This is a genomic window from Microbacterium sp. KSW4-4 (assembly GCF_023091185.1).
Classification (GTDB): Bacteria; Actinomycetota; Actinomycetes; order Actinomycetales; family Microbacteriaceae; genus Microbacterium; species Microbacterium paraoxydans.
In genome coordinates this window covers 1,055,158-1,078,969 of record NZ_JAHWXJ010000002.1, presented here as the reverse complement: position 1 = coordinate 1,078,969, position 23,812 = coordinate 1,055,158, and the positions used below count along the sequence as shown (strand labels likewise).

The 23,812-nt window shown below is 72.2% G+C and carries 21 protein-coding genes and 1 riboswitch; of the genes, 12 read left to right on the top strand and 9 right to left on the bottom strand.

The window, feature by feature from the left end; genetic code table 11:
- The first annotated feature begins 29 nt into the window (after positions 1–29).
- A complete protein-coding gene (locus KZC57_RS14710) occupies positions 30–1,274 on the top strand; it encodes an APC family permease (RefSeq protein WP_247642078.1) in 1,245 nt (414 codons plus the stop codon).
- Positions 1,275–1,279: 5 nt separating this feature from the next.
- On the opposite strand, the gene KZC57_RS14705 is transcribed toward KZC57_RS14710, so the two are convergent.
- The gene (locus KZC57_RS14705) at positions 1,280–2,059 is read right to left on the bottom strand and encodes a helix-turn-helix domain-containing protein (protein WP_105949463.1); all 780 of its coding nucleotides are present in this window, start codon (positions 2,057–2,059) and stop codon (positions 1,280–1,282) included.
- A gap of 92 nt (positions 2,060–2,151) precedes the next feature.
- Here KZC57_RS14705 and KZC57_RS14700 point away from each other — a divergent pair, with 92 nt between their 5' ends.
- Positions 2,152–2,679, top strand: a complete 528-nt coding sequence (locus tag KZC57_RS14700) for a glyoxalase/bleomycin resistance/extradiol dioxygenase family protein (RefSeq protein ID WP_247642077.1) — start codon at positions 2,152–2,154, stop codon at positions 2,677–2,679.
- Here the strand turns inward: KZC57_RS14700 and KZC57_RS14695 are convergent.
- From KZC57_RS14695 to nhaA, 4 genes are all read right to left on the bottom strand, one after another.
- Positions 2,648–3,451 (bottom strand): SGNH/GDSL hydrolase family protein, encoded by an 804-nt coding sequence (locus KZC57_RS14695; RefSeq protein WP_247642076.1) that lies wholly within the window; start codon positions 3,449–3,451, stop codon positions 2,648–2,650. The two genes, KZC57_RS14700 and KZC57_RS14695, sit on opposite strands and share 32 nt — an antisense overlap.
- Before the next feature lie 61 nt (positions 3,452–3,512).
- The gene (gene hisS / locus KZC57_RS14690; protein WP_060921973.1) at positions 3,513–4,763 is read right to left on the bottom strand and encodes a histidine--tRNA ligase; all 1,251 of its coding nucleotides are present in this window, start codon (positions 4,761–4,763) and stop codon (positions 3,513–3,515) included.
- 67 nt (positions 4,764–4,830) lie between these two features.
- Positions 4,831–5,493, bottom strand: coding sequence for a MazG family protein (locus tag KZC57_RS14685; protein ID WP_105949461.1), 663 nt, complete (start codon positions 5,491–5,493; stop codon positions 4,831–4,833).
- Positions 5,494–5,512: 19 nt separating this feature from the next.
- The gene (gene nhaA / locus KZC57_RS14680) at positions 5,513–6,679 is read right to left on the bottom strand and encodes a Na+/H+ antiporter NhaA (protein ID WP_247642075.1); all 1,167 of its coding nucleotides are present in this window, start codon (positions 6,677–6,679) and stop codon (positions 5,513–5,515) included.
- A gap of 174 nt (positions 6,680–6,853) precedes the next feature.
- Between nhaA and KZC57_RS14675 the strand changes: the two genes are divergently transcribed.
- Positions 6,854–9,535: a phosphoenolpyruvate carboxylase gene (locus KZC57_RS14675; RefSeq protein WP_281732561.1), complete on the top strand. Its 2,682-nt coding sequence runs from the start codon at positions 6,854–6,856 to the stop codon at positions 9,533–9,535.
- 132 nt (positions 9,536–9,667) lie between these two features.
- Positions 9,668–11,038, top strand: coding sequence for an NADP-specific glutamate dehydrogenase (gene gdhA / locus KZC57_RS14670; RefSeq protein WP_060921968.1), 1,371 nt, complete (start codon positions 9,668–9,670; stop codon positions 11,036–11,038).
- Between the two features lie 71 nt (positions 11,039–11,109).
- Here gdhA and KZC57_RS14665 read toward each other — a convergent pair whose 3' ends face one another.
- Complete coding sequence (locus tag KZC57_RS14665; RefSeq protein ID WP_025103909.1) at positions 11,110–11,706, bottom strand: gamma carbonic anhydrase family protein; 597 nt, start codon at positions 11,704–11,706, stop codon at positions 11,110–11,112.
- A 139-nt stretch (positions 11,707–11,845) separates the two neighbouring features.
- Positions 11,846–15,412 carry a transcription-repair coupling factor gene (gene mfd / locus KZC57_RS14660; RefSeq protein WP_247642073.1) on the bottom strand — a complete coding sequence of 1,189 codons (3,567 nt, stop codon included), beginning with the start codon at positions 15,410–15,412 and terminating at the stop codon, positions 11,846–11,848.
- Between the two features lie 143 nt (positions 15,413–15,555).
- Between mfd and KZC57_RS14655 the strand changes: the two genes are divergently transcribed.
- From KZC57_RS14655 to KZC57_RS14625, 7 genes are all read left to right on the top strand, one after another.
- Positions 15,556–16,119: a GNAT family N-acetyltransferase gene (locus KZC57_RS14655; protein ID WP_217584682.1), complete on the top strand. Its 564-nt coding sequence runs from the start codon at positions 15,556–15,558 to the stop codon at positions 16,117–16,119.
- A gap of 50 nt (positions 16,120–16,169) precedes the next feature.
- Positions 16,170–17,033 carry an Fpg/Nei family DNA glycosylase gene (locus tag KZC57_RS14650; protein WP_071328127.1) on the top strand — a complete coding sequence of 288 codons (864 nt, stop codon included), beginning with the start codon at positions 16,170–16,172 and terminating at the stop codon, positions 17,031–17,033.
- Positions 17,034–17,100: 67 nt separating this feature from the next.
- Positions 17,101–17,245: riboswitch (FMN riboswitch) on the top strand.
- Positions 17,246–17,309: 64 nt separating this feature from the next.
- Positions 17,310–18,365, top strand: coding sequence for a bifunctional diaminohydroxyphosphoribosylaminopyrimidine deaminase/5-amino-6-(5-phosphoribosylamino)uracil reductase RibD (gene ribD, locus KZC57_RS14645; protein ID WP_247642072.1), 1,056 nt, complete (start codon positions 17,310–17,312; stop codon positions 18,363–18,365).
- Positions 18,365–19,006 (top strand): riboflavin synthase, encoded by a 642-nt coding sequence (locus KZC57_RS14640; protein WP_247642071.1) that lies wholly within the window; start codon positions 18,365–18,367, stop codon positions 19,004–19,006. The genes ribD and KZC57_RS14640 overlap by 1 nt, the downstream gene beginning before the upstream one ends.
- Positions 19,003–20,271 (top strand): GTP cyclohydrolase II, encoded by a 1,269-nt coding sequence (ribA, locus tag KZC57_RS14635; RefSeq protein ID WP_025103904.1) that lies wholly within the window; start codon positions 19,003–19,005, stop codon positions 20,269–20,271. Before KZC57_RS14640 ends, ribA begins: the two co-directional genes overlap by 4 nt.
- Complete coding sequence (gene ribH, locus KZC57_RS14630; protein WP_060921961.1) at positions 20,268–20,741, top strand: 6,7-dimethyl-8-ribityllumazine synthase; 474 nt, start codon at positions 20,268–20,270, stop codon at positions 20,739–20,741. The genes ribA and ribH overlap by 4 nt, the downstream gene beginning before the upstream one ends.
- Before the next feature lie 85 nt (positions 20,742–20,826).
- Entirely contained in the window at positions 20,827–21,186 is a 360-nt protein-coding gene (locus KZC57_RS14625) for a hypothetical protein (RefSeq protein ID WP_025103902.1), read from the top strand.
- A gap of 8 nt (positions 21,187–21,194) precedes the next feature.
- On the opposite strand, the gene KZC57_RS14620 is transcribed toward KZC57_RS14625, so the two are convergent.
- Together KZC57_RS14620 and KZC57_RS14615 are read right to left on the bottom strand one after the other, a co-directional pair.
- On the bottom strand, positions 21,195–21,698 hold the full coding sequence (locus tag KZC57_RS14620) for a GAF domain-containing protein (protein ID WP_247642070.1): 504 nt from the start codon (positions 21,696–21,698) through the stop codon (positions 21,195–21,197).
- Complete coding sequence (locus KZC57_RS14615; RefSeq protein WP_247642069.1) at positions 21,695–22,192, bottom strand: metallophosphoesterase; 498 nt, start codon at positions 22,190–22,192, stop codon at positions 21,695–21,697. Before KZC57_RS14615 ends, KZC57_RS14620 begins: the two co-directional genes overlap by 4 nt.
- A 145-nt stretch (positions 22,193–22,337) precedes the next feature.
- Here KZC57_RS14615 and KZC57_RS14610 point away from each other — a divergent pair, with 145 nt between their 5' ends.
- Positions 22,338–23,798: an MFS transporter gene (locus KZC57_RS14610; protein WP_060923458.1), complete on the top strand. Its 1,461-nt coding sequence runs from the start codon at positions 22,338–22,340 to the stop codon at positions 23,796–23,798.
- Positions 23,799–23,812 lie beyond the last annotated feature (14 nt).

Genomic DNA, 23,812 nt, shown 5'->3' with positions numbered 1-23,812 from the left:
CGTTCACCCCGGCGTGGGACGATGACCGGATGCCCCTCGCCCGCCGCCTGACGCTGCCGGACGCCGTCGCCATCGGCCTCGGCTCGATGATCGGTGCCGGCGTGTTCGCGGTCTGGGGACCGGCCGTCGAGGTCGCCGGCATGGGGACCCTCCTCGCCCTCGGAATCGCCGCCGCGGTCGCCTACGCCAACGCCACCGCCTCGGCACAGCTCGCGGCCGTCCACCCCGTGGCAGGAGGCACGTACGCCTATGCGCGAGCGGAGATCGGACCGTGGTGGGGCTTCGTCGCCGGCTGGAGCTTCGTGATCGGCAAGATCGCGAGCTGCGCCGCCATGGCCATGACCTTCGCCGCCTACGCCGCTCCCGCGGGGTGGCAGGCCCCGGTCGCCGTGATCGCCGTCGCCGCGCTCGCGGTCGTGAACTGCCTGGGGGTGACGCGGACGGCGCTGGCGACCCGCATCCTCGTGGCCTGCTCGCTGCTCGGGCTCTCGGTCGTGGTCGCGGTCGGCCTCGGCGCCGCGCCGACCGCCTCCCCTGCGCCGCTCCCCGACACGACCGTGTACGGCGTGCTCCAGGGCGCCGGACTGCTGTTCTTCGCCTTCGCCGGCTACGCCCGGATCGCCACGATGGGTGAGGAGGTGGTGGATCCCGCGCGCACGATCCCCCGCGCGATCGTGCTCGCCCTCGGCGGCGCCGTCGTCGTCTACGCGCTCGTCGGCGTCGTGGTGCTCCTCGTCCTCGGTGGCGACGCGCGGGGCGCCGCCGCGCCCCTGGCCGACGTCCTCACCGCCGCCGGCTGGTCGGCGTTCGTCCCCGTCGTGCGGGTCGCCGCGGCCGCCGCCTCCCTCGGCGCCCTGCTCGCTCTGCTCACCGGCATCGGCCGCACGACACTCGCCATGGCGCGCGAGGGGGACCTGCCGCGGTTCCTCGCCCGCATCGACGAGCGCCATCAAGTACCGCGCCGCGCCGAGATCGCCATCGCCGTGATCGTGATCGCGCTCGTGCTCGTCGGGGATCTCCGCGAGGTGATCGGGTTCTCGTCCTTCGGCGTGCTGCTGTACTACCTCATCGCGAACGCCGCCGCGTTCCGCCAGCACGGCGCGGCCCGACGATACCCCCGAGCGCTGCAGGTGGGCGGAGCCCTCGGCTGTCTCGTACTGGTGAGCACGCTTCCCGCCCTCGCCTCGCTCGTCGGCGTGGGTGTCGTGCTGCTCGGCGTCGCGGGGCGGGCGCTGCGGGTGCGGCGGGTGCGGCGGCAGCAGCAGCGCGGCTGATCGCCTCAGCCGGAGACCCTGGTGCGATAGTCGCGCGGCGGCAGGCCGAGGACGGCCGCGAAGTCGCGCGTGAGATGGGCGTGGTCGGCGTATCCCAGCGCGGCGGCGAGCGCCGTCAGGTCCGTCTCCGGCTCCTCGCGGAGACGCTGCGCCGCCTCCTGCAGCCGGCGGCGGCGGATGATCGCGCCCGGCGAGAGCCCGACGGTGCGGTGCGTGAGCCGCTGCAGCGTGCGCACCGACAGCGCGAGTCGGGTCGCCGCTTCCTCCGGCGTCAGCGCCGCCCCCTCCCCCAGCAGCACGTCGAGCATCGCGTTGGCCTGCCGGCCCGCCGCGCCGACCGGGCCCACGCGCTGCGACAGCCATGCGGAGAAGACCGCGACGGCGCGCTCCCGGCGTTCGGGCGCGGTCCGCATCGCCGTCGTCACCGCCGCGTGCAGATCGGGGGCGTCGAAGGCCCGCTCCGCGTCGATCAGGGCCGGAGGGTCGTCCGTGAGGGCAGGGACCGCGGCAGGGCGGAGCAGAGCGCCGACAGCCCACCCCGACCCCCGCAGCTCCCTGGTCGACGCGCGGGTCGTGGCGCCTGAGATCGACACGCCCTCCGGGGCGACCACGAGGTTGACGGCCGGATACGAGACGATCTCCTGCCGGGACACCTCGCCCTCCGGAAGGCTCCACTCCGGGATCCAGAACCAGGCGACGAGCGCGGCGGCCTCTGCGGGCGGCGGCAGCCGATGGAACGAGGGCAGCCGTGCGGGATAGAGCACTCCGCGCGTCCGGTCGACCATCGCCCCAGCGTAGAACGCGCCACCGACGCGGCGTCGGCGACGTGTCGCGGATCTTCAAGCGGCGGGTGCCCTCCCCCGCCTACCGTGGCCGCATGACCGATCAGACACCTCCGGCCGGCGTGACCGGCGCACACACCACCGACGGCCGCCCGCACAGCGCGACCTCGCTCACCCCCTTCCTCGCGATCCCCGACGCCGCCCGCGCCGTCGAGTTCTACCGGGACGTCTTCGGCGCCCGCGTGGTCGACGTGACGGAGTTCGGCGGTGTCGTCGCGCATGCCGACCTCGACTTCGGACTCGGACGGCTCCAGCTCGGCGAGCCCAGCCCGGAGTACCACCTCGTGCCCGCGCCTTCCGGCGACGATGACTGCTACTCGATAGGCCTGTATGTGCCGGACGTGGACGCCGTGGTCGCGCGCGCCGTCGCGGCGGGGGCGACCGTCCGCGAGGCGCCGTCCCTGTTCGTCTCCGGCGACCGCTACGCCAGCATCCGCGACCCGTTCGGCGTCCGCTGGTCGATCATGACCCGCGTGGAGGACCTCTCCGACGAGGAGAGCGCACGACGGGTCGCAGAGTGGGCGGCCTCGTTCAGCGCGACGCCGGAGACCGCCGGGAGCTGAGCGCGACCAGGGCGGCCCGCTCGACGGCCGGCAGCAGCGCCTCCGCGGTGCGGCGGTAGCCGAGGGCGCTCGGGTGGAAGCGGTCGAGGCTGAACATCTCCTCCGGCTCGTCGAAGAACATCGGGCCGACAGCCCGCCGCAGGTCCACCGTCTCCGCTCCTTCCCAGTGCGCGGCCTCCGCCTGCGCCTCCGCCAGCCGTCGGGACAGACCGGAGGCGATGCGGCGCAGCGGCTGCGGCACCGCGCGCAGGGCACCGAGGTCGGGGCAGGTGCCGACGACGACGCGGGCGCCGCGAGCCTGCAGGCGGACGATGGCCTCGCGCAGGTGGCGGGCCGACTCCGTTGCCGGGAGGCGATGGGTGACGTCGTTGCCGCCGACCACGACCACGGCGACGTCAGGGCGATAGTCCGCGGGGAGGCGGGAGAGCTGCCCATCGAGATCCCGCGACTCCGCGCCCACGACCGCGGCGGTGCGCAGCCGCACGGGACGCCCGAGTCGGCGTGCCGTCGCCTTCGCGAGCCGTGCCCCGAGGGTCTCCTTCCGCCGTGCCGCTCCCAGGCCGGCAGCGAGGGAGTCGCCCAGCAGCAGGAGGTCGAGCGGCTCGCCCTCGAGCCCCGGGCGCCAGACACGGTCGGCGTCGAGCGACTGCTCCCCCAGCGGCTTTCCGATGCGCCGACGCGCGACGGCGGCCTGCCGGTCGAGGACCGTGCGTGCACCCACGACGAGCGCGGCGGCGAGCGCGACCAGGGTCAGCAGGGGCAGACGACGCACGGCGCGATTCCAGCGGACCGCCGTGAACGCCCGGTGAACGCCCCGTCCCGACGGGGGTGACTCAGGCCAGCGTCTTGACCTCGAGCTCGTCGTCTCCGGGGCGCACGCTCGCGAAGTGGGTGTACCCGTCCGCCGCCGACCGTTCCAGCAGCGCCTTGAGGTTCTTCGTGCGCTGCTCGAGTCGCACCCGCGCGCCCTTCGCGACGAGGGCCGTCTTGTGCGCCACGAGCTCCGCCACGGGGACGGCCGCGTCGTGGACCAGCACGATCGCCTGCGCCGCGGTGGCCGGGTCCGTCGAGACGAGGTCGACCAGGCGCTCGAACCCGAGGGAGAAGCCCACCGCCGGCACGTCCTGCTGGAGGAACCGGCCGATCATGCCGTCGTACCGTCCTCCGCCACCGAGCGAATACGTCACCGACGGGTGCGCGAGCTCGAAGATCGTCCCGGTGTAGTAGCCCATGCCGCGGACCAGGAACGGGTCGAACACGAGCGGGATGTCGTCCTGCCCGCGCCCCGCCGCGACCGCCTCGCCGATGCCGACGAGGTGGGCGACGAGCTCGTCCGGCGCGCCGTCCGGGAGCGCCTTGCGGATCTGGCGGTCACCGAACGGGTGGTACTCGAGCGTCTGCGGACGACCGAGGAAGGCCTGGAACGCGTCGACCGCGGTCGTCGTGGCCCCGCGCTCGCGGAGCTCGGCGGCCACACCCTCCGGCCCGATCTTGTCGAGCTTGTCGATCGTGATCAGCACCTGCGGGCGCTCGTCCTCGGTGAACCCGAAGTGCTCCAGCATCCATTCCAGCACGCGGCGGTCGTTGATCCGCACGCTCGCGCCCTCCAGGCCCAGGGCGTCGACGGCGTCGAGCGACGCGGCCAGCAGCTCGGCCTCGGCGCGCGCGGACGCGTCGCCGATGATGTCGATGTCGCACTGGACGAACTGGCGGTAGCGCCCCTTCTGCGGACGCTCGGCCCGCCAGACGGGACCGATCTGGATGGACCGGAAGACGCCGGGGAGCTGTCCCCTGTTGCTCGCGTAGAAGCGGGCGAGCGGCACCGTCAGGTCGTAGCGCAGGCCGAGGTCGGAGAGCTCCGCGGGGTCGTCGGCGGCGGCGCGGACGGCCTCCGCATCCAGGCCGCGGCGCAGGATGTTGAACGACAGCTTCTCGTTGTCGCCGCCGATGCCGGCATGCAGCCGGTCGTACTCCTCGACCACGGGGGTCTCGATCTCGTCGAATCCGTGCGCGCGATAGCGGTCGCGGATGACGGAGAGCACCCGCTCACGGCGGGCCTTGTCGGCGGGGAGGAAGTCGCGCATGCCGCGCGGCGCGTTCACGGTAGCCACCCGTCCATCTTCCCAGGTCGGCGGCGGTGTCCGTGTCCGATCAACCGGCCTCGGCGGCGCGGACCTCGTCCTCCAGGCGCGTCAGCCGTTCCCGGAGGGCGCGCTCCGCGTCCCAGCCCTCGGCCCGAGCGGTGTCCACGAGGGCGAGGAGGGCATCGCCGAGCTCCTCCTCTGAGGACGGGCGCAGGGCGGTCAGCTGCGCGGGCACCACGCCGGCGCCGGCGGCACGACCCGACATCTTCTGGGCCCGCGCGAGGGCGGGCATCGCGCGCGGGATCCCGTCGAGCACGCTGCGGCGGGTGCGCTTCTCCGCCGCTTTGGCGGCGTTCCAGTGCACGAGCACCTCCTCCGGCGTCTCCGCGACCTCGTCGCCGAACACGTGCGGATGCCGCCGCACCATCTTCTCGGTGAGCGTGCGGGCGACGTCGTCGATGTCGAACGGGTCGTCCGGGTCCTGTGCCGCGATCGCGGCATGGAACAGCACCTGCCACAGCAGATCGCCCAGCTCCTCGCGGAGGTCGGCGCGCGAGCCGTCCTCGACCGCGTCGATCACCTCGTGCGATTCCTCGATGAGGTACGGCACGAGGTCGCGGTGCGTGATGCGCTGCGACCACACGCACCGTTCCCGCACCGCACGCATGGTCTCCGCGGCCGCGCGCAGCGGATCGTCGATGTCCTCGGGGCCTCGCTGCTCGCTGGTCATGCTTCCTCCGGACTCCGGCTCAGGCGGGGATGGGCGCAGCGCGACGGTACCACCGGGCGCGCAGGGTGACGACGATGCCGGAGAGGATCAGCGCGAGGAGCGACCCCACGAGGACGCCGAGGATCGCCTGGTCGCGGATGACCGCGTCGCCCTCGAACGCGAGGTTCGCGAGCAGGAGCGAGACGGTGAATCCGATGCCGCCCAGGGCGCCGGCGGCGAGGACGTCCGCGAACGGCAGGGCCGGGTCGGCCCCCTTCGGACGGATGCGCATGGCGAGCCAGCCGAACAGGGAGATGCCGATGATCTTCCCCACTGGAAGGGCCACCACGATCGCCCAGAAGGCCGGGGAGAGGGCCGTCGGCGAGACGGCGGGGATGACGACGAAAGCCGCCACGAAGGCGAAGAGCGGCAGGATCGCGCCGTTCACGGTCGGCTCCAGCGCATGCCGGGTGCGTCCGGCGGGTACCGGCGCCATGACGAGGCCGAGCATCACGCCGGCGATGGTCGCGTGGATGCCGGACGAGGCGACGAGGCCCCACGTGATGACGCCGACGACGGCCATCGCGACCGCGACGAGCGTGTGTCCGGTGGCGTGCAGCAGGCGGCTCAGCAGCCAGAACACCGCCACCCCGACGATCGCGAGCCCGAACAGGAGCCACTGCACGTCGTGCGCGAAGAGCACCGCGATGAAGATGATGCCGATGATGTCGTCGAGGATCGCGAGGGCCAGCAGGAACACCCGCACCCGGGACGGGAGTCCTCGTCCGAACATCGCCAGCACGCCGAGCGCGAAGGCGATATCGGTGGCGGTCGGGATCGGCCAGCCGGACGCCGTCTCCGGCCCTCCCGCGATCAGCAGGTACACGAGGATCGGCACGAGCACGCCGCCGGTGGCCGCGATGGCGGGCTGCACGGCCTTCCGCGGGGAGTCGAGCTCGCCGTGGGTGAGCTCGTGCCGCAGCTCGATCGCCACGACGAGGAAGAAGATCGCGAGCAGTCCGTCCGACACCCAGTGCGCGATCGAGAGGTCCAGCGCCGTCCCGGGGACGGCGAGGTGCGTGTCCAGCAGCCCGGCGATCGCGTCGTGCGTGGGCAGGTTCGCGAAGAGGAGGCCCAGGCCGGCGGCCACGAGCAGGAGGACGGCGGGGAACTGCTGCCCGCGGAGGGGGTTCGCTGTGATGCGCATCCCGTCCATCGTAGGCCGCGGCGTCACACGGTCGTCATGCGTGCAGGACACCTCGATCCGCCCGGCTACTCTCGGAGGGTGACCCCCGATTCCCCCGCTTTCTCCGAGCCGACGCCCACCGAGGCCATCCGCGTGATCGGTCGTTTCGAAGCCGGTCGCGGCATCCCCGATGCCATGCGCTCCGACGTGCGGATGCTGGGCCAGCTCCTCGGCCAGGTGCTCCGCGAGGCCGGCGGCGACGACCTCTTCGAGGACGTCGAGCGCCTGCGCCTCGCGACGATCCAGGCCTACGAGGACCACAGCTCCGACGCGTTCGACCGCGCCGCGGCGATCGCCGACTCCTTCACGATCGCCCGTGCCGACGAGGTCGCCCGCGCGTTCACCTGCTACTTCCACCTCGTGAACCTCGCCGAGGAGCACCAGCGGGTGCGCGTGCTCCGGGAGCGGGCGGGGCAGGCCCCTTCGACAGGCTCAGGGACCCAGGTGGGCTCAGGGACCCAGGAGGGCTCAGGGACCCAGGCGGACTCAGGCCCTTCGACGGGCTCAGGGGCCCAGGCGACGGACACGGTCGCGGGGGCGTACGCCCGGCTGCGCGAGGAGGTCGGCGACGACGAGGCCCGCCGTCGTCTGGACGGTCTGCGCTTCCACCCCGTCTTCACGGCCCACCCGACCGAGGCCCGGCGCCGCGCGGTCTCGTCGAGCATCCGCCGCCTCTCCGAGCTGCTCACCCAGCACGACGCGGCGAGCGCAGGCGGCTCCGAGGAGCACCGCGCCCGCCGCCGGATGCTCGAGGAGATCGACACCCTGTGGCGCACGGCGCCGCTGCGCGCGCAGAAGCCCTCCCCGACCGACGAGGTCCGCACCGTCATGGGCGTCTTCGACGAGACGCTGTTCACCACGGTCCCCCACGTCTACCGCCGGATCGACGACGCCCTCCGCGGCGAGGAGTCCGGCGCCAGCGCCCCGGTCGTCCCGGCGTTCGTACGGATCGGCTCCTGGGTCGGCGGCGACCGCGACGGCAACCCGTTCGTCACAGCCGCGGTGACCCGTGAGGCCTCGCAGATCGCCTCCGACCACGTGCTCCGCGGCCTCGAGCGGGCGCTCGACCGGATCGGCCGCACCCTCACGCTCGCCGCGGACGACACCCCGCCCAGCGCCGAGGTCATCGCACTCTGGGAGCGTTTCACCGCCGCGGAGCCGACGGTCGCCGACGAGCTGGCGGCCCGCTCCCCTGACGAGCCGCACCGCCGGGTCGTCCTCGTCATGGCCCGCCGCGTGGCGGCCACACGGCGCGGTGACGAGGAGGGGTACACGGGTCCGGAGGAGCTGCTCGCGGACCTGCGCGCCGTGCAGTCCTCCCTCGTCGCCGCCGGAGCCCGCCGCCACGCGTTCGGCGGCGTGCAGCATCTGATCTGGCAGGTCGAGACCTACGGCTTCCACCTCACGGAGCTCGAAGTCCGTCAGCACTCCCAGGTGCACGCGAAGGCCCTGGCCGAGCTCGAGGCCGGCGGTCCGATCAGCACGCAGACCGAGGAGGTGCTGGAGGTGTTCCGCGCGATCGCGGACATCCAGCGCGACCGCGGACTGCGCGCCGCGGGTCGCTACGTCGTCTCCTTCACGCAGGCGGCCTCCGACCTCGCGAACGTGTACGAGCTGGCCCGTCACGCGCTCGGCGACGATGCCCCGGTGCTCGACGTCGTGCCGCTGTTCGAGACCTTCGCCGACCTCCAGGCGGCCCCGGGGATCCTCGCCGAGGCCGTCACCTTCCCGGAGTTCCGCCAGCGGATGGCCGCGACCGGCAACCGGCTGGAGGTCATGCTCGGCTACTCCGACTCCTCCAAGGACGTCGGGCCCGTCGCCGCGAACCTCGCGCTGTACACGGCGCAGGAGAAGATCGCCCGCTGGGCGCAGGAGTCCGGCATCGAGCTGACCCTCTTCCACGGCCGCGGCGGGGCGCTCGGCCGTGGCGGCGGCCCCGCCAACTCCGCGATCCTCGCGCAGCCCCCGCACTCCGTCGACGGTCGGTTCAAGCTCACCGAGCAGGGCGAGGTCATCTTCGCCCGCTACGGCGAGCCCGCGATCGCGATGCGGCACATCGACCAGGTCGCCGCCGCGACGCTGCTGGCCTCCTCCCCCACGGTCGAGGAGCGCACGAGCCGCGCGGCCGCCCGCTACGCCGACGTCGCCGCGACGATGGACGCCGCCTCCCGCGAGCGGTTCTTCGCGCTCGTCAAGGCCGAGGGCTTCGCCCCGTGGTTCGCGACCGTGACCCCGATGGAGGAGATCGGTCTGCTCGCGCTCGGGTCGCGTCCCGCCCGCCGCGGCCTCTCGGTGGAGTCGCTGGAAGACCTCAGGGCCATCCCCTGGGTGTTCGCGTGGACGCAGGCCCGGATCAACCTCGCCGGCTGGTTCGGACTCGGCACCGCGCTCGAGGCCGTCGGCGACGAGGAACTGCTCACGGAGGCCTACCGCGAGTGGCCGCTGCTGCGCACGATGGTCGACAACGTCGCGATGAGCCTCGCCAAGACCGACGAGCGCATCGCCCGGCAGTACCTCGCCCTCGGCGACCGCGACGACCTCGCCGCCCTGGTGCTCGACGAGCTCGCCCTCACCCGTCGCTGGGTCATCCGCCTCACGGGAGGCGAGGGGCTGCTGGAGAACAAGCCCGTTCTGCAGCGGGCGGTCCAGCTGCGCAGCCCGTACGTCGACGCCCTCTCCCTCCTGCAGCTGCGGGCGCTCCGCGCGCTCCGGTCGGCGCCGGAGCAGCCGGAGGGCTCGGGAGCCGACGCCGAACAGCAGCGCCTGCTCCTCCTGTCCGTCAGCGGGGTCGCCGCCGGCCTGCAGAACACCGGGTGACCCGAGCCCTCCCGCCGCGTGTGCGGAGGCCCTCGTCGCCGACGCTAGAGTGAAACCTCCGCCTCACCCGGCTCTGCTTTCGCGCGCGACACGATCGCCCGCACCCCATCCCCCATCAGAAAGCCCTCCCGCGTGACCGTCACCACCCCCACCGACTTCCACCCGCTCGCCGCATCCGTGCAGCCCGTCTTCGACACGGTGCTGGCACGCAGCCCGCACGAGCCGGAGTTCCACCAGGCCGTCCACGAGGTGCTGCACTCGATCGCACCCGTCCTGGAGCGCCACCCGGAATACGTGGACGGCGGGATCCTGGAGCGCCTGGTCGAGCCGGAACGGCAGATCATGTTCCGCGTGCCGTGGGTCGACGACGCCGGGAAGCTGCAGGTCAACCGCGGGTACCGCATCCAGTTCTCCTCCGTGCTCGGTCCGTACAAGGGCGGCCTGCGGTTCCACCCGTCGGTCAACCTCTCTATCATCAAGTTCCTCGGCTTCGAGCAGATCTTCAAGAACGCGCTCACCGGCCAGGGCATCGGCGGCGGCAAGGGCGGCTCCGACTTCGACCCGCACGGCAAGTCCGACGCCGAGGTCATGCGGTTCTGCCAGTCGTTCATGAACGAGCTCTACCGGCACCTCGGCGAGCACACCGACGTCCCTGCGGGCGACATCGGCGTCGGCGGCCGCGAGATCGGCTACCTCTTCGGCCAGTACCGCAAGGTCACCAACCGCCACGAGTCCGGCATGTTCACGGGCAAGGGCACCGGATGGGGCGGCGCCGAGGTGCGGACGGAGGCCACGGGCTACGGCGCGGTGTTCTTCGCGCAGGAGATGCTCGGCGTGCACGGCGACTCCCTCGACGGCAAGCGCGTCGGCATCTCGGGCTCCGGCAACGTGGCGATCTACGCGATCCAGAAGGCCGCGCAGCTCGGCGCGACCGCGGTCACGGCCTCCGACTCCTCCGGCTACGTCGTCGACGACGCGGGCATCGACCTCGACCTGCTGCGTCAGCTCAAGGAGGTCGAGCGCGCCCGCATCGTCGAGTACGCGAACCGCCGCCCGAGCGCCCGCTTCGTGGAGAGCGGCAGCGTGTGGGAGGTGCCCGTCGACATCGCGGTGCCCTCCGCCACCCAGAACGAGGTCAGCCTCGCCGATGCGGAGGCCCTGATCGCGAACGGCGTGCGCGCCGTGTCCGAGGGCGCCAACATGCCGTGCGTGCCCGAGGCCGTCGAGGCCTTCCAGAAGGCGGGCGTGCTGTTCGCCCCTGGCAAGGCCGCGAACGCCGGCGGTGTCGCGACCTCGGCGCTGGAGATGAGCCAGAACGCCTCGCGGCAGCGCTGGAGCTTCGGCGACAGCGAGAACAAGCTGCGCGAGATCATGGGCGACATCCACCACGCCGCCTTCGAGGCCGCCGAGCGCCACGGCGTCCCCGGCGACTACGTGGCCGGTGCCAACATCGCCGGCTTCGAGCGCGTCGCCGCGGCGATGCTCGCCCAGGGCGTCATCTGACCCGTTCGAATCGCCTGAATGGTCCCAAATCCGGCCGAGATGGGACCATTCGGGCGATTCGAAGGGCGGGGTCAGACCTGTCGGTCGTCGGCGTGCCGCGCGAGGGAGCTGCCGTAGCGCTCCGTGAGCTGCACCATGAGGTCGGGAGTGTCCCGATCGACGCCGAAGACGTGTCCGGGGAAGTCGAGCTCGGGCTGTGCGGCCGCGATCTCGGCGTCCCTGTCGGGTGAGAGCAGCTGCACCGGATCGCCAACCGCGACCCACCCGATCGGCACCACCGTCCCCGACGGCAGCACGGCCCGGCGATGCACGATGGCGTTGACCCGCACCTCGCAGCGATCCCCGACGAGCGCCCCGTTGAAGACCCGGGCTCCGGACGCGAAGAACACCTCCTCGCCCACGGTCGCCCCGGCGATGCTGGCCAGTGTCCCGACGAGGGTGTGCGCCCCGATGTGGACGGCGTTGGCCGCAGTCGCCCTGATCAGCGCGTTCTCCATCACGATGACGTGCGCGCCGAGGGTGATCGGGCCGCCCTCCGCGGTGATGACGGCGCCGTGCAGCACCTGGCAGCCCGGTCCGAGCTCCACGTCGCCGGAGATGACGGCGGTGGGAGCGACGACGGCGGTGTCGTGGATGCGGGGGCGAGCCCCGAGGTGCTCGTACAACATGCGGCCAGACTAGCCCGCGGCGTCTGCGGCGTGCACGACTTCGGAGATCATCACCGACACGCCGGCCCCGAGCCGCTCCCGACGGCGTGTCGTACGCCGACTCCGGAGTTGTGCACCGCGGCCACCGCCGAGGGCCGGGTCACTCGGGCTTGGCGGGCTCGGGGAAGATGGCGGTGAACAGCTGGTCGACCCAGGCGAGCAGCTCCGCGTCGGGAAGCGGCTCCACGCCCACCCCGACCGCCGCGGGCACCGTGGGCATCGGCACGACCAGCGCTTCCCCGCCGGAGACGAGCTTCGCCTTCGGATACAGCCGCTGCAGCCGGACCTTGATGGAGTCCTCGAGGCGGGCGGGCGCGAGGCGCAGGTTCGACCCCATGGCCACGACGTCGGTGAGCCCGGCCCTGGCCGCCCGGCGCCGCAGTCGCGCGATCGACACGAGTCCGGTGACCTCCTCCGGCGGCGTGCCGTACCGGTCGACGAGCTCCTCCACCACGAGGTCGATGGCGTCGTCCTTCGCGGTCGCGGCCGAGGCGGCGGAGAGCTTCTGGTACGCCTCGAGCCGGAGGCGCTCGCTGTCGATGTAGTCCTCGGGGATGCGGGCGTCGAGCGGCAGCTCGAGGCGGAGCTCCTGCCCGGTCTCGACCTCCTCGCCGCGGAAGGTCGCGACGGCCTCGCCGATCATGCGGAGGTACAGGTCGAAGCCGACTCCGGCGATGTGCCCGGCCTGCTCGGCGCCGAGGAGGTTTCCGGCACCGCGCAGCTCGAGGTCCTTCAGGGCGACCTGCATTCCGGAGCCGAGGTCGTTGTTGACCGCGATGGTCTGCAGCCGGTCGGCCGCGGTCTCGCTCAGCGGCTTCATGTCGTCGTAGAGGAAGTACGCGTAGGCGCGCTCGCGTCCGCGGCCCACGCGTCCGCGGAGCTGGTGGAGCTGGCTCAGCCCGTACTTGTCGGCGCGGTCGATGATGATCGTGTTCGCGTTGGAGATGTCGAGGCCGGTCTCGATGATCGTGGTCGAGACGAGGACGTCAAACTTGCGCTCCCAGAAGTCGTCGACGACCTGCTCCAGCGCGTGCTCCCCCATCTGCCCGTGCGCCACGGCGATCCGCGCCTCGGGGACCAGCTCGGCGAGCTCGGCCGCGACCCGCTGGATCGACTGCACGCGGTTGTGCACGAAGAAGACCTGCCCCTCGCGGAGGATCTCGCGGCGGATGGCGGCGGCGATCTGCTTGTCGCTGCGGGGTCCGACGAACGAGAGGATCGGGTGCCGGTCCTCCGGGGGCGTGGCGAGCGTCGACATCTCGCGGATGCCGGTGACCGCCATCTCCAGCGTGCGCGGGATCGGGGTGGCACTCATGGCGAGGATGTCGACGTTGGTCTTCATCTTCTTCAGCGCGTCCTTGTGCTCGACGCCGAAGCGCTGCTCCTCGTCGATGATCATGAGACCGAGATCCTTGAACAGCACCTGCTCCGTGAGGATGCGGTGCGTGCCGATCACCATGTCCACCGAGCCGTCGAGCAGGCCCTGCAGCGTGAGCCGCGCCTCCTTGTCGGTCTGGAACCGCGACAGCGGCCGCACCTTGACCGGGAACCCGGCGAAGCGCTCCGTGAACGTCTCGAGGTGCTGCTTGACGAGCAGGGTGGTCGGGACGAGCATCGCCACCTGCTTGCCGTCCTGGATCGCCTTGAACGCCGCGCGGACCGCGACCTCGGTCTTGCCGAAGCCGACATCGCCGGAGAGCAGCCGATCCATCGGGATGGGCCGCTCCATGTCGGCCTTGATCTCGTCGATGGTCTGCAGCTGGTCCTGGGTCTCCGCGAACGGGAACGCCTCCTCCAGCTCGCGCTGCCAGGGGGTGTCCGGGCCGAAGGCGTACCCCTTGGCGCTCATACGGGCGGAGTAGAGCTTGACGAGCTCGACGGCGATGTCGCGGACCGCCTTGCGCGCCTTGCCCTTGGCCTGCGCCCAATCGCTGCCGCCCATCTTCGACAGCGTCGGGGCCTCGCCGCCGACGTACTTCGACAGGAGATCGAGCTGGTCGGTGGGGACGAACAGCTTGTCGCCGGGGTAGCCGCGCTTCGACGGCGCATACTCCAGCACGAGGTAGTCGCGGACGGACTTCGCGGCGTTGCGGCCCCCGGTGGAGACCTCGCGCTGGGTCATCTCGACGAAGCGGCCGATGCCGTGCGTGGCATGCACGACGAAGTCGCCCTGCTTGAGCTGCAGCGGATCGACGACGTTCTTCCGACGGGAGGCGAGCTTCTTGACGACGCGCTGGTCGCCGCCGATGGTGCGGCCGTAGAACTCGTTGTCGGTGAGGACGGCGAGCTTCGCCTCCGGCACCTGGAAGCCGGCCTCGACGCCGCCCACGGTGAGCGTCGCGACCCCCGGGTCCGGCGCGTCCGCGATGGTCTCGACGACCCGCGCCGCGATGCCGCGGTCGGAGAGCACGTCGCGGGCGCGGTCGACGAGGCCGTGACCGGTCGCGAGGACGACCACGCGCCAGCCGTCGGCGACCTTCGCGTCGACGAAGGCGATGGCGCCGTCGACGTTGCCGTGGAACGACGGGATGACGGTGGCCGCCTCGACGCTCTCCGCGGTCGCATCGCCGATCCCGAACGGGCTCAGCCGCCACCAGACGCCACGGCGGTCGCGGACGACCTCGCGCAGGTCGGCGATGGTGAGGAAGTCGCCGGCGCCGAGGTCGATGGGGGCCGAGGCGCCGGAGGTCGCCGCGCTCCAGGCGGCGTCGAGGAACTCGCGGTTCGTCTCGCCGAGGGTGAGCGCGCGGGCGGTCGAGCGCTCCGGGTCGATGACGGCGGTGGCACTGCCTTCGGGCAGATACTCGACGAGCGACTTGAGGGGGCCGGCGACCGCGGGCAGCAGCGACTCCATGCCCTCGACCGGGATGCCCTCGGCCATCTTCTCGAGCAGGCCGCTGATGGCCGGGAAGCCCCCGATGAGCGCCCTGGCGCGCTCCCGCACCTCGGCCGTGAGCAGGAGCTCGCGGCTGGGCGGCAGGTCGACGCGCGGCACGTCGCCGGGGAGGGAACGCTGGTCCGCCACGGAGAACGCGCGGATCTGATCGATCTCGTCGCCGAAGAACTCCACGCGGTACGGGTGCTCGGACGTGGGCGGGAAGACGTCGAGGATGCCGCCGCGGACGGCGAACTCGCCCCGTCGCGACACCATGTCGACGCGGGAGTATGCCCGTTCGACCAGCTGCTCGGCGACGTGGTCGAGCTCATTGCCGCGGCTGCCCACCGCCAGCTCCAGTGGCACGATGTCGCCGAGGTTCCCGGCGATGGGCTGGAGCGCGGCGCGCACGGAGGCCACGACCACGAGGGGACGCTCCCCGGACCATTCGGCGATGCGGCGCAGGGTCTGCAGTCGCAGGCCGACCGTGTCCGGGCTGGGGCTGAGGCGCTCGTGCGGCAGCGTCTCCCAGGCGGGGAAGGTGAGCACCTCGGCGTCCGGGACGTACGTCTCCAGGGCCTGCGCGACCGATTCCGCCCGGCGCCCCGTGGGCACCACGGCCAGCAGCGCCGCCGGGTGGCCGGCCGCCGCACGCTTGGCGAGCAGACCGGCGAGCACGGGCGCGTCGAGCCCGTCGACCAGGCCGAGGTCGGCGTCGGTGTGCGCCCAGGCGAGAGCGTCACGATACAGAGACGCCTCTTCCAAGGCGCGCAGAATCCCCGGAACAGTCACCGGACAAGCCTAATCGCGCCCACGGACACTGCGGTCGGCTTCCCTGCATCCCACCCCTTTCCGTGCCTCCCACCCCGTTACGGACGCGCGGAAGGGGCCGGGGCGAACCGAAGGGGCCGGGTCGAGCGTTTTAGGCTGGAGGGATGCTTCCGGTCACCCTCACCACCGCACGACTCGTCCTCCACGCCCCGACGGAGGCGGATGTCGACGCGATCACCGAGGCGTGCCAGGACCCCGAGATCGCGCGGTGGACGACGGTGCCCTCCCCCTACTTCCGGCAGGACGCGGAGGACTTCGTCGCCCTCGTCGAGCAGTGGTGGGAGGACGGCTCGCAGACCGTCTGGGGTGTCTACGCCGACGACGTCCTCGTGGGCATGGTCGGACTCCACCACATCGGGGAGCATCCGGCCGGGGGCCATGCCGAGCTCGGCTACTGGGTCGTCGCGGACGCCCGCGGCCGCGGCTACCTCGTCGAGGCCGCGCGGGCCGTGCTCGACTGGGGCTTCGCGGAGCTCGGCCTCGCCCGCATCCGCTGGCAGGCCGTCGTGGGCAACGTCCCCTCCGCCCGCGCCGCCCGCGCCCTCGGCTTCCGCTTCGAAGGCACCATGCGTCAGGGACTCACCAGCCAGCGCGGACGAGACGACGGCTGGCTCGCCGGGCTGCTGCGCGACGACGACCGGACGCCGGTCGAGTGGCCGGTGCTCTGACCGCACGTCCCACGCGTGACAGCGTCGGACCCCGGTGACAGGATGGCTGCATGCCTGAGATGCCGGAGGTCGAAGGACTCGTCGCGTTCCTCGGCGAGCGCACCACCGGACGCACGATCACCCGTGCCTCCGTGGCGGCGATCGCCGCGCTGAAGACCTACGACCCGCCGATCTCGGCACTGGAAGGCGCGGCGATCACCGGGGCGGAGCGCCGCGGCAAGTTCGTGGTGCTCTCCTGCGGGTCCGAGCTGCACCTCGTCTTCCACCTGGCGAAGGCCGGATGGCTGCGCTGGTACGACACCCTGCCGACCACGCTCCTCAAGCCGGGCAAGTCGCCCATCGCGCTGCGGATCGCCCTCGACGACGGCAGCGGCTTCGACCTGACCGAGGCCGGGACGAAGAAGTCGCTGGCCGTGTACGTGGTCCGCGACCCCGCCGAGGTGCCCGGCATCGCCCGGCTCGGCCCCGACCCGCTCGATCCGTCCTTCACCCGCGACGCCTTCGCCGCGCTGCTGGACGACCGACGGATGCAGATCAAGGGTCTGCTGCGCGACCAGGGCGTGATCGCGGGCATCGGCAACGCCTACTCGGACGAGATCCTGCACGCGGCCCGCATGTCGCCGTACGCGATCGCCGGCACGCTGGACGACGCCGAGATCGACCGCCTGTTCGCGGCGATGCAGGAGACCCTCGCCGAGGCCGTGGCGGCCGCCGCGGGAAAACCCCCGGCTGATCTCAAGGACGCCAAGCGCCGCGGCATGCGGGTGCACGCCCGCCGGGGCGAGGCGTGCCCGGTCTGCGGCGATGAGGTGCGCAGCGTCTTCTTCGCCGACCGCTCTCTGGAGTACTGCCCCACCTGTCAGACCGGCGGCAAGGTGCTCGCCGACCGGCGGCTCTCCCGCCTGCTCAAGTGAGGCGCGGGGAACGGCCCCTGCCACGGAATGAAACGGGCGCGGACGCGTTGAGTACACTCAGAGCAGCAACGTGCTCCGGGGTCGGTGGGAATCCGAACCGGCGGTGACAGTCCGCGAGCGTTCCGAGTGATCGGGATGCCGATCCGGTGGAATTCCGGAACCGACGGTGATGCGAGGGACACCTCGCTAGTCCGGAAGGGAGGCAGCACGAGGCGCACGCGCGTGCGTCCGTTCCGCCACCCTGCAGCGACCCCGAGGCCGCAGAGAGGACGACGGATGGCAGTGACCGCGACAGAGCGCCGCGCGATGGATCGCGCGCTCGCCCTCGCGACCCGTGGCCCCCGCGGAGTCAATCCGCAGGTGGGCGCCGTGCTCCTCTCCCCCGACGGCGAGGTGCTGGCCGAGGGCTGGCACCGGGGCTCCGGCACTCCGCACGCCGAGGTCGACGCGCTGTCGAAGCTCGGCCCTGGCGCCGCACGCGGCGCGACCGCGGTCGTCACGCTCGAACCCTGCAACCACACCGGTCGCACCGGTCCCTGCGCGCTCGCGCTCATCGAGGCCGGGGTGGCACGGGTCGTCTACGCCCTCGACGACCCGGGTGAGGTCTCCGGCGGCGGCGCGGAGCGGCTGCGCGCCGCGGGCGTCAGCGTCGAGTCCGGCGAACGGGCCGCGGAGGCACGCGCGCTGATCGGCGACTGGCTCTTCGCGGCGCGACGCGGCCGTCCGCACGTCACCGTCAAGTGGGCGCAGAGCCTCGACGGCAGGGCTGCAGCGGACGACGGCACCAGCCAGTGGATCACCGGGCCCGAGGCGCGTGCCGACGTGCACCGGCGACGCGCCGCGGCCGACGCCATCGCGGTCGGCACCGGCACCGTTCTCGCCGACGACCCCGCGCTCACTGCCCGCGCCGGCGACGAGCTCCTTCCGCATCAGCCCGTCCCGGTCGTGATCGGCGCGCGGCCCACCCCTGCGGATGCGGCGGTGCACCGTCATCCGCACACGCCGGTGTTCTTCGACACGCACGACCTGTCGGCGGTCCTCGCCGCGCTGCACGCGCGCGGCATCCAGACACTGTTCGTGGAAGGCGGCCCGACGCTCGCCAGCGCGTTCCTCGCCGCCGGACTCGCGGACCGTGTGCTCGCCTACGTCGCCCCGGTCCTCCTGGGCGGGAGCCGCCTGGCCGTGTCCGACATCGGCGTCCGCTCGATCGACGAGGCGCGCCGCCTCGTCGTGGACGAATGGCTGCCGTTGGGCGCAGACCTGCTCGCGATCGCGCATCCTGCGGACGCGGACGACCCGGACCACACAGGCACGGAGAAGGGAAGCCGCTGATGTTCACCGGAATCATCGAGGAGATCGGCGAGGTCACCGCCATCGCCGAGTCGGGCGACGGCTGGCGGCTCACCGTCCGCGCCCCGAAGGCGGCCGCCGACGCCGTGCACGGGGAGTCGATCGCGGTCTCCGGCGTCTGCCTGACCGTCGTCGGCTCCACCGCCGAGACCTTCGACGCCGACGTCATGAAGCAGACGCTCGACGTCGCGGCCCTCGGCACGGCGACCGTCGGGACCAGGGTCAACATCGAGAAGGCGATGCCCGTGGGCGCACGGCTCGGCGGGCACATCGTGCAGGGCCACGTCGACGGCACCGGTGTCGTGCTCGAGGTTCGCCCGGGCGCGCAGTGGAGCGTGCTCCGCATCAGCCTTCCGGACGACCTCGCGCCACTCGTCGTCGACAAGGGCTCCATCTCGGTCGACGGCACCTCGCTGACGGTGAGCGCGGTGAGCCCTTCGACAGGCTCGGGGACCCGGGGCGGGCACTGGTTCGAGGTGTCGCTCATCCCGGAGACCCTGGCGGCGACCACACTCGGCACCCGCGCGGTCGGCGACCGCGTGAACCTCGAGACCGACATCCTCGCGCGGCACGTCGAGCGGCTGCTCGCGTTCCGCGCCGCACCGGAAGGGGGCTCGCGATGAGCCTGGCAACCATCCCCGAGGCCCTGGAGGCGCTGCGCGCCGGCCGGCCCGTGCTCGTGGCCGACGATGAGAACCGCGAGAACGAGGGGGACGTCGTCCTCTCCGCCGAGCTCGCCACCCCCGAATGGGTGGCGTGGACGGTGCGCTGGTCGTCCGGCTTCATCTGCGCGCCGATGCCCACCGACCTCGCGGACAGCCTCAACCTCCCGCCGATGGTCGCGGCCAGCGAAGACGCCCGCTCCACCGCCTACACGGTGAGCGTCGACGCCGCGGAAGGGGTGACGACGGGGATCAGCGCGAGCGACCGCGCGCACACCCTCAACGTCCTCGCCGATCCGTCCTCGACGGCGACGAGCATCATCCGTCCCGGCCACGTGCTGCCGCTCCGGGCCGTCGACGGCGGTGTGCGCGAGCGCAGCGGTCACACCGAGGCCGCGGTCGAGCTCATGAAGCTCGCCGGCCTCCGGCCCGTCGGCGCGATCGCGGAGGTCGTCGCCGAGGACGGCAGCATGATGCGGCTTCCCGGGCTCCTCGAACTGGGCGCCCGCGACGGCGTGCCGGTCATCACGATCGAGCAGCTCATCGCGCACCTCAACGAGATCGACCCGGACGGAGCGACACCGGCCGCCCAGCGCGGACGCCGCGTGAGCCTCCGCGCCGATGCGACCGTGCCCACCGACCACGGCACGTTCCGCTTCCTCGCCTATAAAGACCGCGTCACCGGCACCGACCACATCGCGGTCGTGTCAGGCGAGCCGACCGAGACCGCCCTCGTGCGCGTGCACTCCGAGTGCCTCACCGGCGAGGCGTTCGGCTCCCAGAAGTGCGAGTGCGGGCCGCAGCTCGATGCCGCGCTGGACGCGATCGACCGCGAGGGCGGGATCGTCATCTACATGCGGGGGCACGAGGGGCGCGGCATCGGGCTCATCAACAAGCTGCGGGCCTACAGCCTGCAGGAGGACGGCCTGGACACCGTCGACGCGAACCTGGCACTGGGGCTCCCGGCGGACGCCCGCGACTACGCCGCGGCGGCCGGGATCCTCACCGACCTGGGCGTCTCGAAGGTCCGGCTGCTCACCAACAACACCGACAAGGTGAACAAGCTGCGCGAGCTCGGCCTCGACGTCGTCGAGCAGGTGCCGCTGATCGTGGGCGTGGGCCCGAACAACCACCAGTACCTGGAGACCAAGCGCGACCGCATGGGCCACATCATCGGCGAAGCAGAGCTCGCCGAGGCCCTCGCGGCAGGAAAGGACGAGGAATGAGCGGCGCCGGAGCACCGAAGACGGGGAACATCGACGGGCGGGGGCTGGAGATCGTCGTGATCGCCGGCACCTGGCATGAGGTGATCTCGAACGGCCTGATCGCCGGCGCCCAGCGGGTGCTCGACGAGGCGGGGGCGACGCATCGGCTCGTGCGAGTGCCCGGTTCGTTCGAGCTCGCCGTGGCCGCACAGGCCGCCTTCGCCGGCGGTGCGGACGCGGTGGTCGCCCTCGGGGTCATCATCCGTGGCGGCACGCCGCACTTCGAGTACGTCTCGGCGGCGGCGACCGACGGACTCACCCGCGTCTCCCTCGATGCCGGCAAGCCGGTCGGGTTCGGGCTGCTCACGCTCGACGACGAGAAGCAGGGGCTGGACCGCGCGGGCCTGGAGGGCTCGAAGGAGGACAAGGGCGCGGAGGCCGCGGACGCCGCACTGCGCACCGCTCTCGTGATCCGCGAGCTGCGCGGCTGACTCCCTCCGCCTCGCGCCCGATCGCGGGCGCGAGGTCAGGCGTGCCTTGGTGGCGCGGAAGGCCGCGCTCTCGTACGGTGAGGGCATGGAGACCCTGCGCCACATCGTGCTCTTCGTCCACCTCATCGGCTTCGCCGTGCTCTTCGGGGCCTGGGCGGCGCAGGCGTTCGGCGGCAAGCGGGTGTTCACGCGTCTGATGACCATCGGCATGACGATCGCCGCGGTCGCCGGCCTCGCACTCGCAGCCCCGTGGGGCCTTCCCGAGGGCGTCGAGATGAACTACGCCAAGATCGGCACGAAGCTCGTCATCCTCCTCGCCATCGGCGCCCTGCTCGGGATCGGCACGGCGCGCCAGAAGCGCGACCAGGTGGTGCCGCCCGCGGTCTTCTGGCTGGTGGGCATCCTCACCGCGGTCAACGCGGCCATCGCCGCGATCTGGCGCTGAGGCGCGGATCAGCGGAGGCTGCGCTTCCAGAGCGCGGCTGACTGCTCCCCGACGCCGGCCGTTCGGATGCGCTGGCCGTTGCGTCCCCCGCGGGCAAACGTGGCCGTGACGCCCGGCGGGACATCGGAAGGCGCCACCGGGCGCGACGACCAGGTGCAGTCGCGCACGTGCACGAGGTCTGCCGCCACCGCCGCCGGATCGTCGTCGTAGCGCCACGGCCCCGTCAGCGTCCCGAGCCAGAAGTACCCGTCGACGTCGCGCGTCCAGACGAGGGTTCCCGTCGGAAGCGCCGCGAACCGCTCCAGCCGCCGCGCCGCCCGCTCGCCATGACGGGCGTCGATGGCCGCGAGCGCCGCGGTCAGGGAGCGGGGCGCGCCGTCGAGCCGCCCGCCCATGCCGCACACCCCTCCGGCGAGCGCGCGCTCGACCGCGACCCCCGGGGCGACGGCATCGTCGCGGGAGCGCATCGGCGCCCGGTAGGCGATCGGCCCGTCGGCTGCGTCGCCCGTCATCGGAGCGGCACCAGGGTCGCCTCGACATCGCGCCCGTCGACCACGACGTGCATCATCGTGTGCACCGGCTGCCGGCGTCGGTCGGTGGGAGAGCCCGGGTTGAGCAGCCGCAGCCCGTTCGGCGTCACGGTGTCCCAGGGGATGTGCGAGTGCCCGAAGACCAGCAGGTCGGCGTCGGGGAAGGCCAGATCCATCCGCTTCTCGCGCCCGGTCGCGGCGCCCGTCTCGTGGATGACGGCGACGGCGGTGTCCTCCACGGTGAACCGCGCGATCTCCGGCAGCACCCCGCGGATCTCGGGGCCGTCGTTGTTGCCGTGCACGCCGTGGAGCACGCGCGCGCGGGCCTGGAGCAGCTCGACGGTGGCGAGATCGACCCAGTCCCCCGCGTGCACGACGACGTCGGCCTCGTCGATCGCCCGGAGCACCGCGTCCGGCAGCCGCTTCGCGCGCTTCGGGACGTGCGTGTCGGCGAGGAGCAGCATCCGCGTGGTCATCGTCCCCCTCCGGCCGGTCTCCCCCGACTCTACGCGGGGGCACCGACGCGCTCGACCCCGACCCGTCATGAACGTCCAGCGAACTCCCAGGAAGGCGTAGACTCGCCCGAGTCCGCTGGTATACCGGCGGAGGATCGGAGACCCCTTGAGCACCGCCACCACCCCCGCGAACCCCCGCTCGCGCGTCATCACCGCGAGCCTCGTCGGCACCACCATCGAGTTCTACGACTTCTACGTCTATGCGACGGCAGCCGTGCTCGTCTTCCCCACGCTCTTCTTCCCCAGCACGAACGACACCGCGTCGCTGCTGTCGTCGTTCGCCGTCTTCGGCGCGGCGATGGTCGCCCGCCCGATCGGCGCCGTTGTCTTCGGTCACTTCGGCGACAAGTTCGGGCGCAAGGCCACCCTCGTCGCGTCGCTCCTCACCATGGGTATCGCGACCTTCGTGATCGGTCTCCTGCCCACCTTCCAGCAGATCGGCTGGGTCGCCCCGCTGCTCCTGCTGATCCTCCGTCTCGCTCAGGGCTTCGCGCTGGGCGGCGAGTGGTCGGGCGCGGCGCTGGTGGCCACCGAGAACGCCCCGAAGGGCAAGCGCGCCTGGTACGGCTCGTTCCCGCAGCTCGGCGCGCCGCTCGGCTTCATCATCGCGAACGGCATCTTCCTCGCCATCAACTTCGCGCTCCCCCACCCCGAGGACCCGGCGCTGAAGTCCGAGGCCTTCCTCTCCTGGGGCTGGCGCGTGCCGTTCCTGTTCTCCGCCGTCATGGTCATCATCGGCCTGTGGGTGCGGCTCCGTCTCGTCGAGTCGGACACGTTCAAGAAGGCGGAGAAGACCGGGGCCATCCGCAAGCTCCCGCTCGCGACCGTATTCCGGCACCACTGGAAGCAGCTCATCCTCGGCACGTTCATCATGCTGGCGACGTACGTGCTGTTCTACCTGATGACGAACTTCACGCTCACCTACGGCACGAAGGCCGCCGACCTCGAGACCGCCTCGGCCGCCGCCCGTGCTGCGGCGGAGGCGACCGGAAAGGACTTCGACCCGAGCGCGTTCGCGGCGCAGTTCTACCCGGGCCTCGGCTTCGGCTACACGGACTTCGTGCTCATGCAGATCATCGGTGTCGTGTTCTTCGGCATCTTCACGCTGCTGTCCGGGCCGATCGCCGACGCCATCGGGCGCCGCAAGCTGCTGCTGTGGGTCACCGGACTCATCGTCGTCTTCGGCCTGTCGTTCAACATCTTCCTGCTCCCGCAGGCGGACCCGAAGTTCACCGGCGCTCTCACCCAGGCCTTCCTCGTGTTCGGCTTCATGCTCATGGGTACGACGTTCGGCCCGATGGGCGCCCTCCTGCCGGAGCTCTTCCCGACGAACGTTCGCTACTCGGGCTCGGCGATCGCGTACAACGTGTCGTCGATCCTCGGTGCGGCCGTGGCGCCGTTCATCGCGGTGGCCTTGTGGGCGGCCGTCGGCGGCGAGCCCTGGCTCGTGGGGCTGTACCTCTCGTCGATGGCGGTGCTGACCTTCATCGCACTCATCTTCACCCCGGAGACGAAGGACCACGACTACGAGGACGACCTCGGTCTCGCCTCCGCCGTCGAGCTCTAGAGGCCGACCGAACG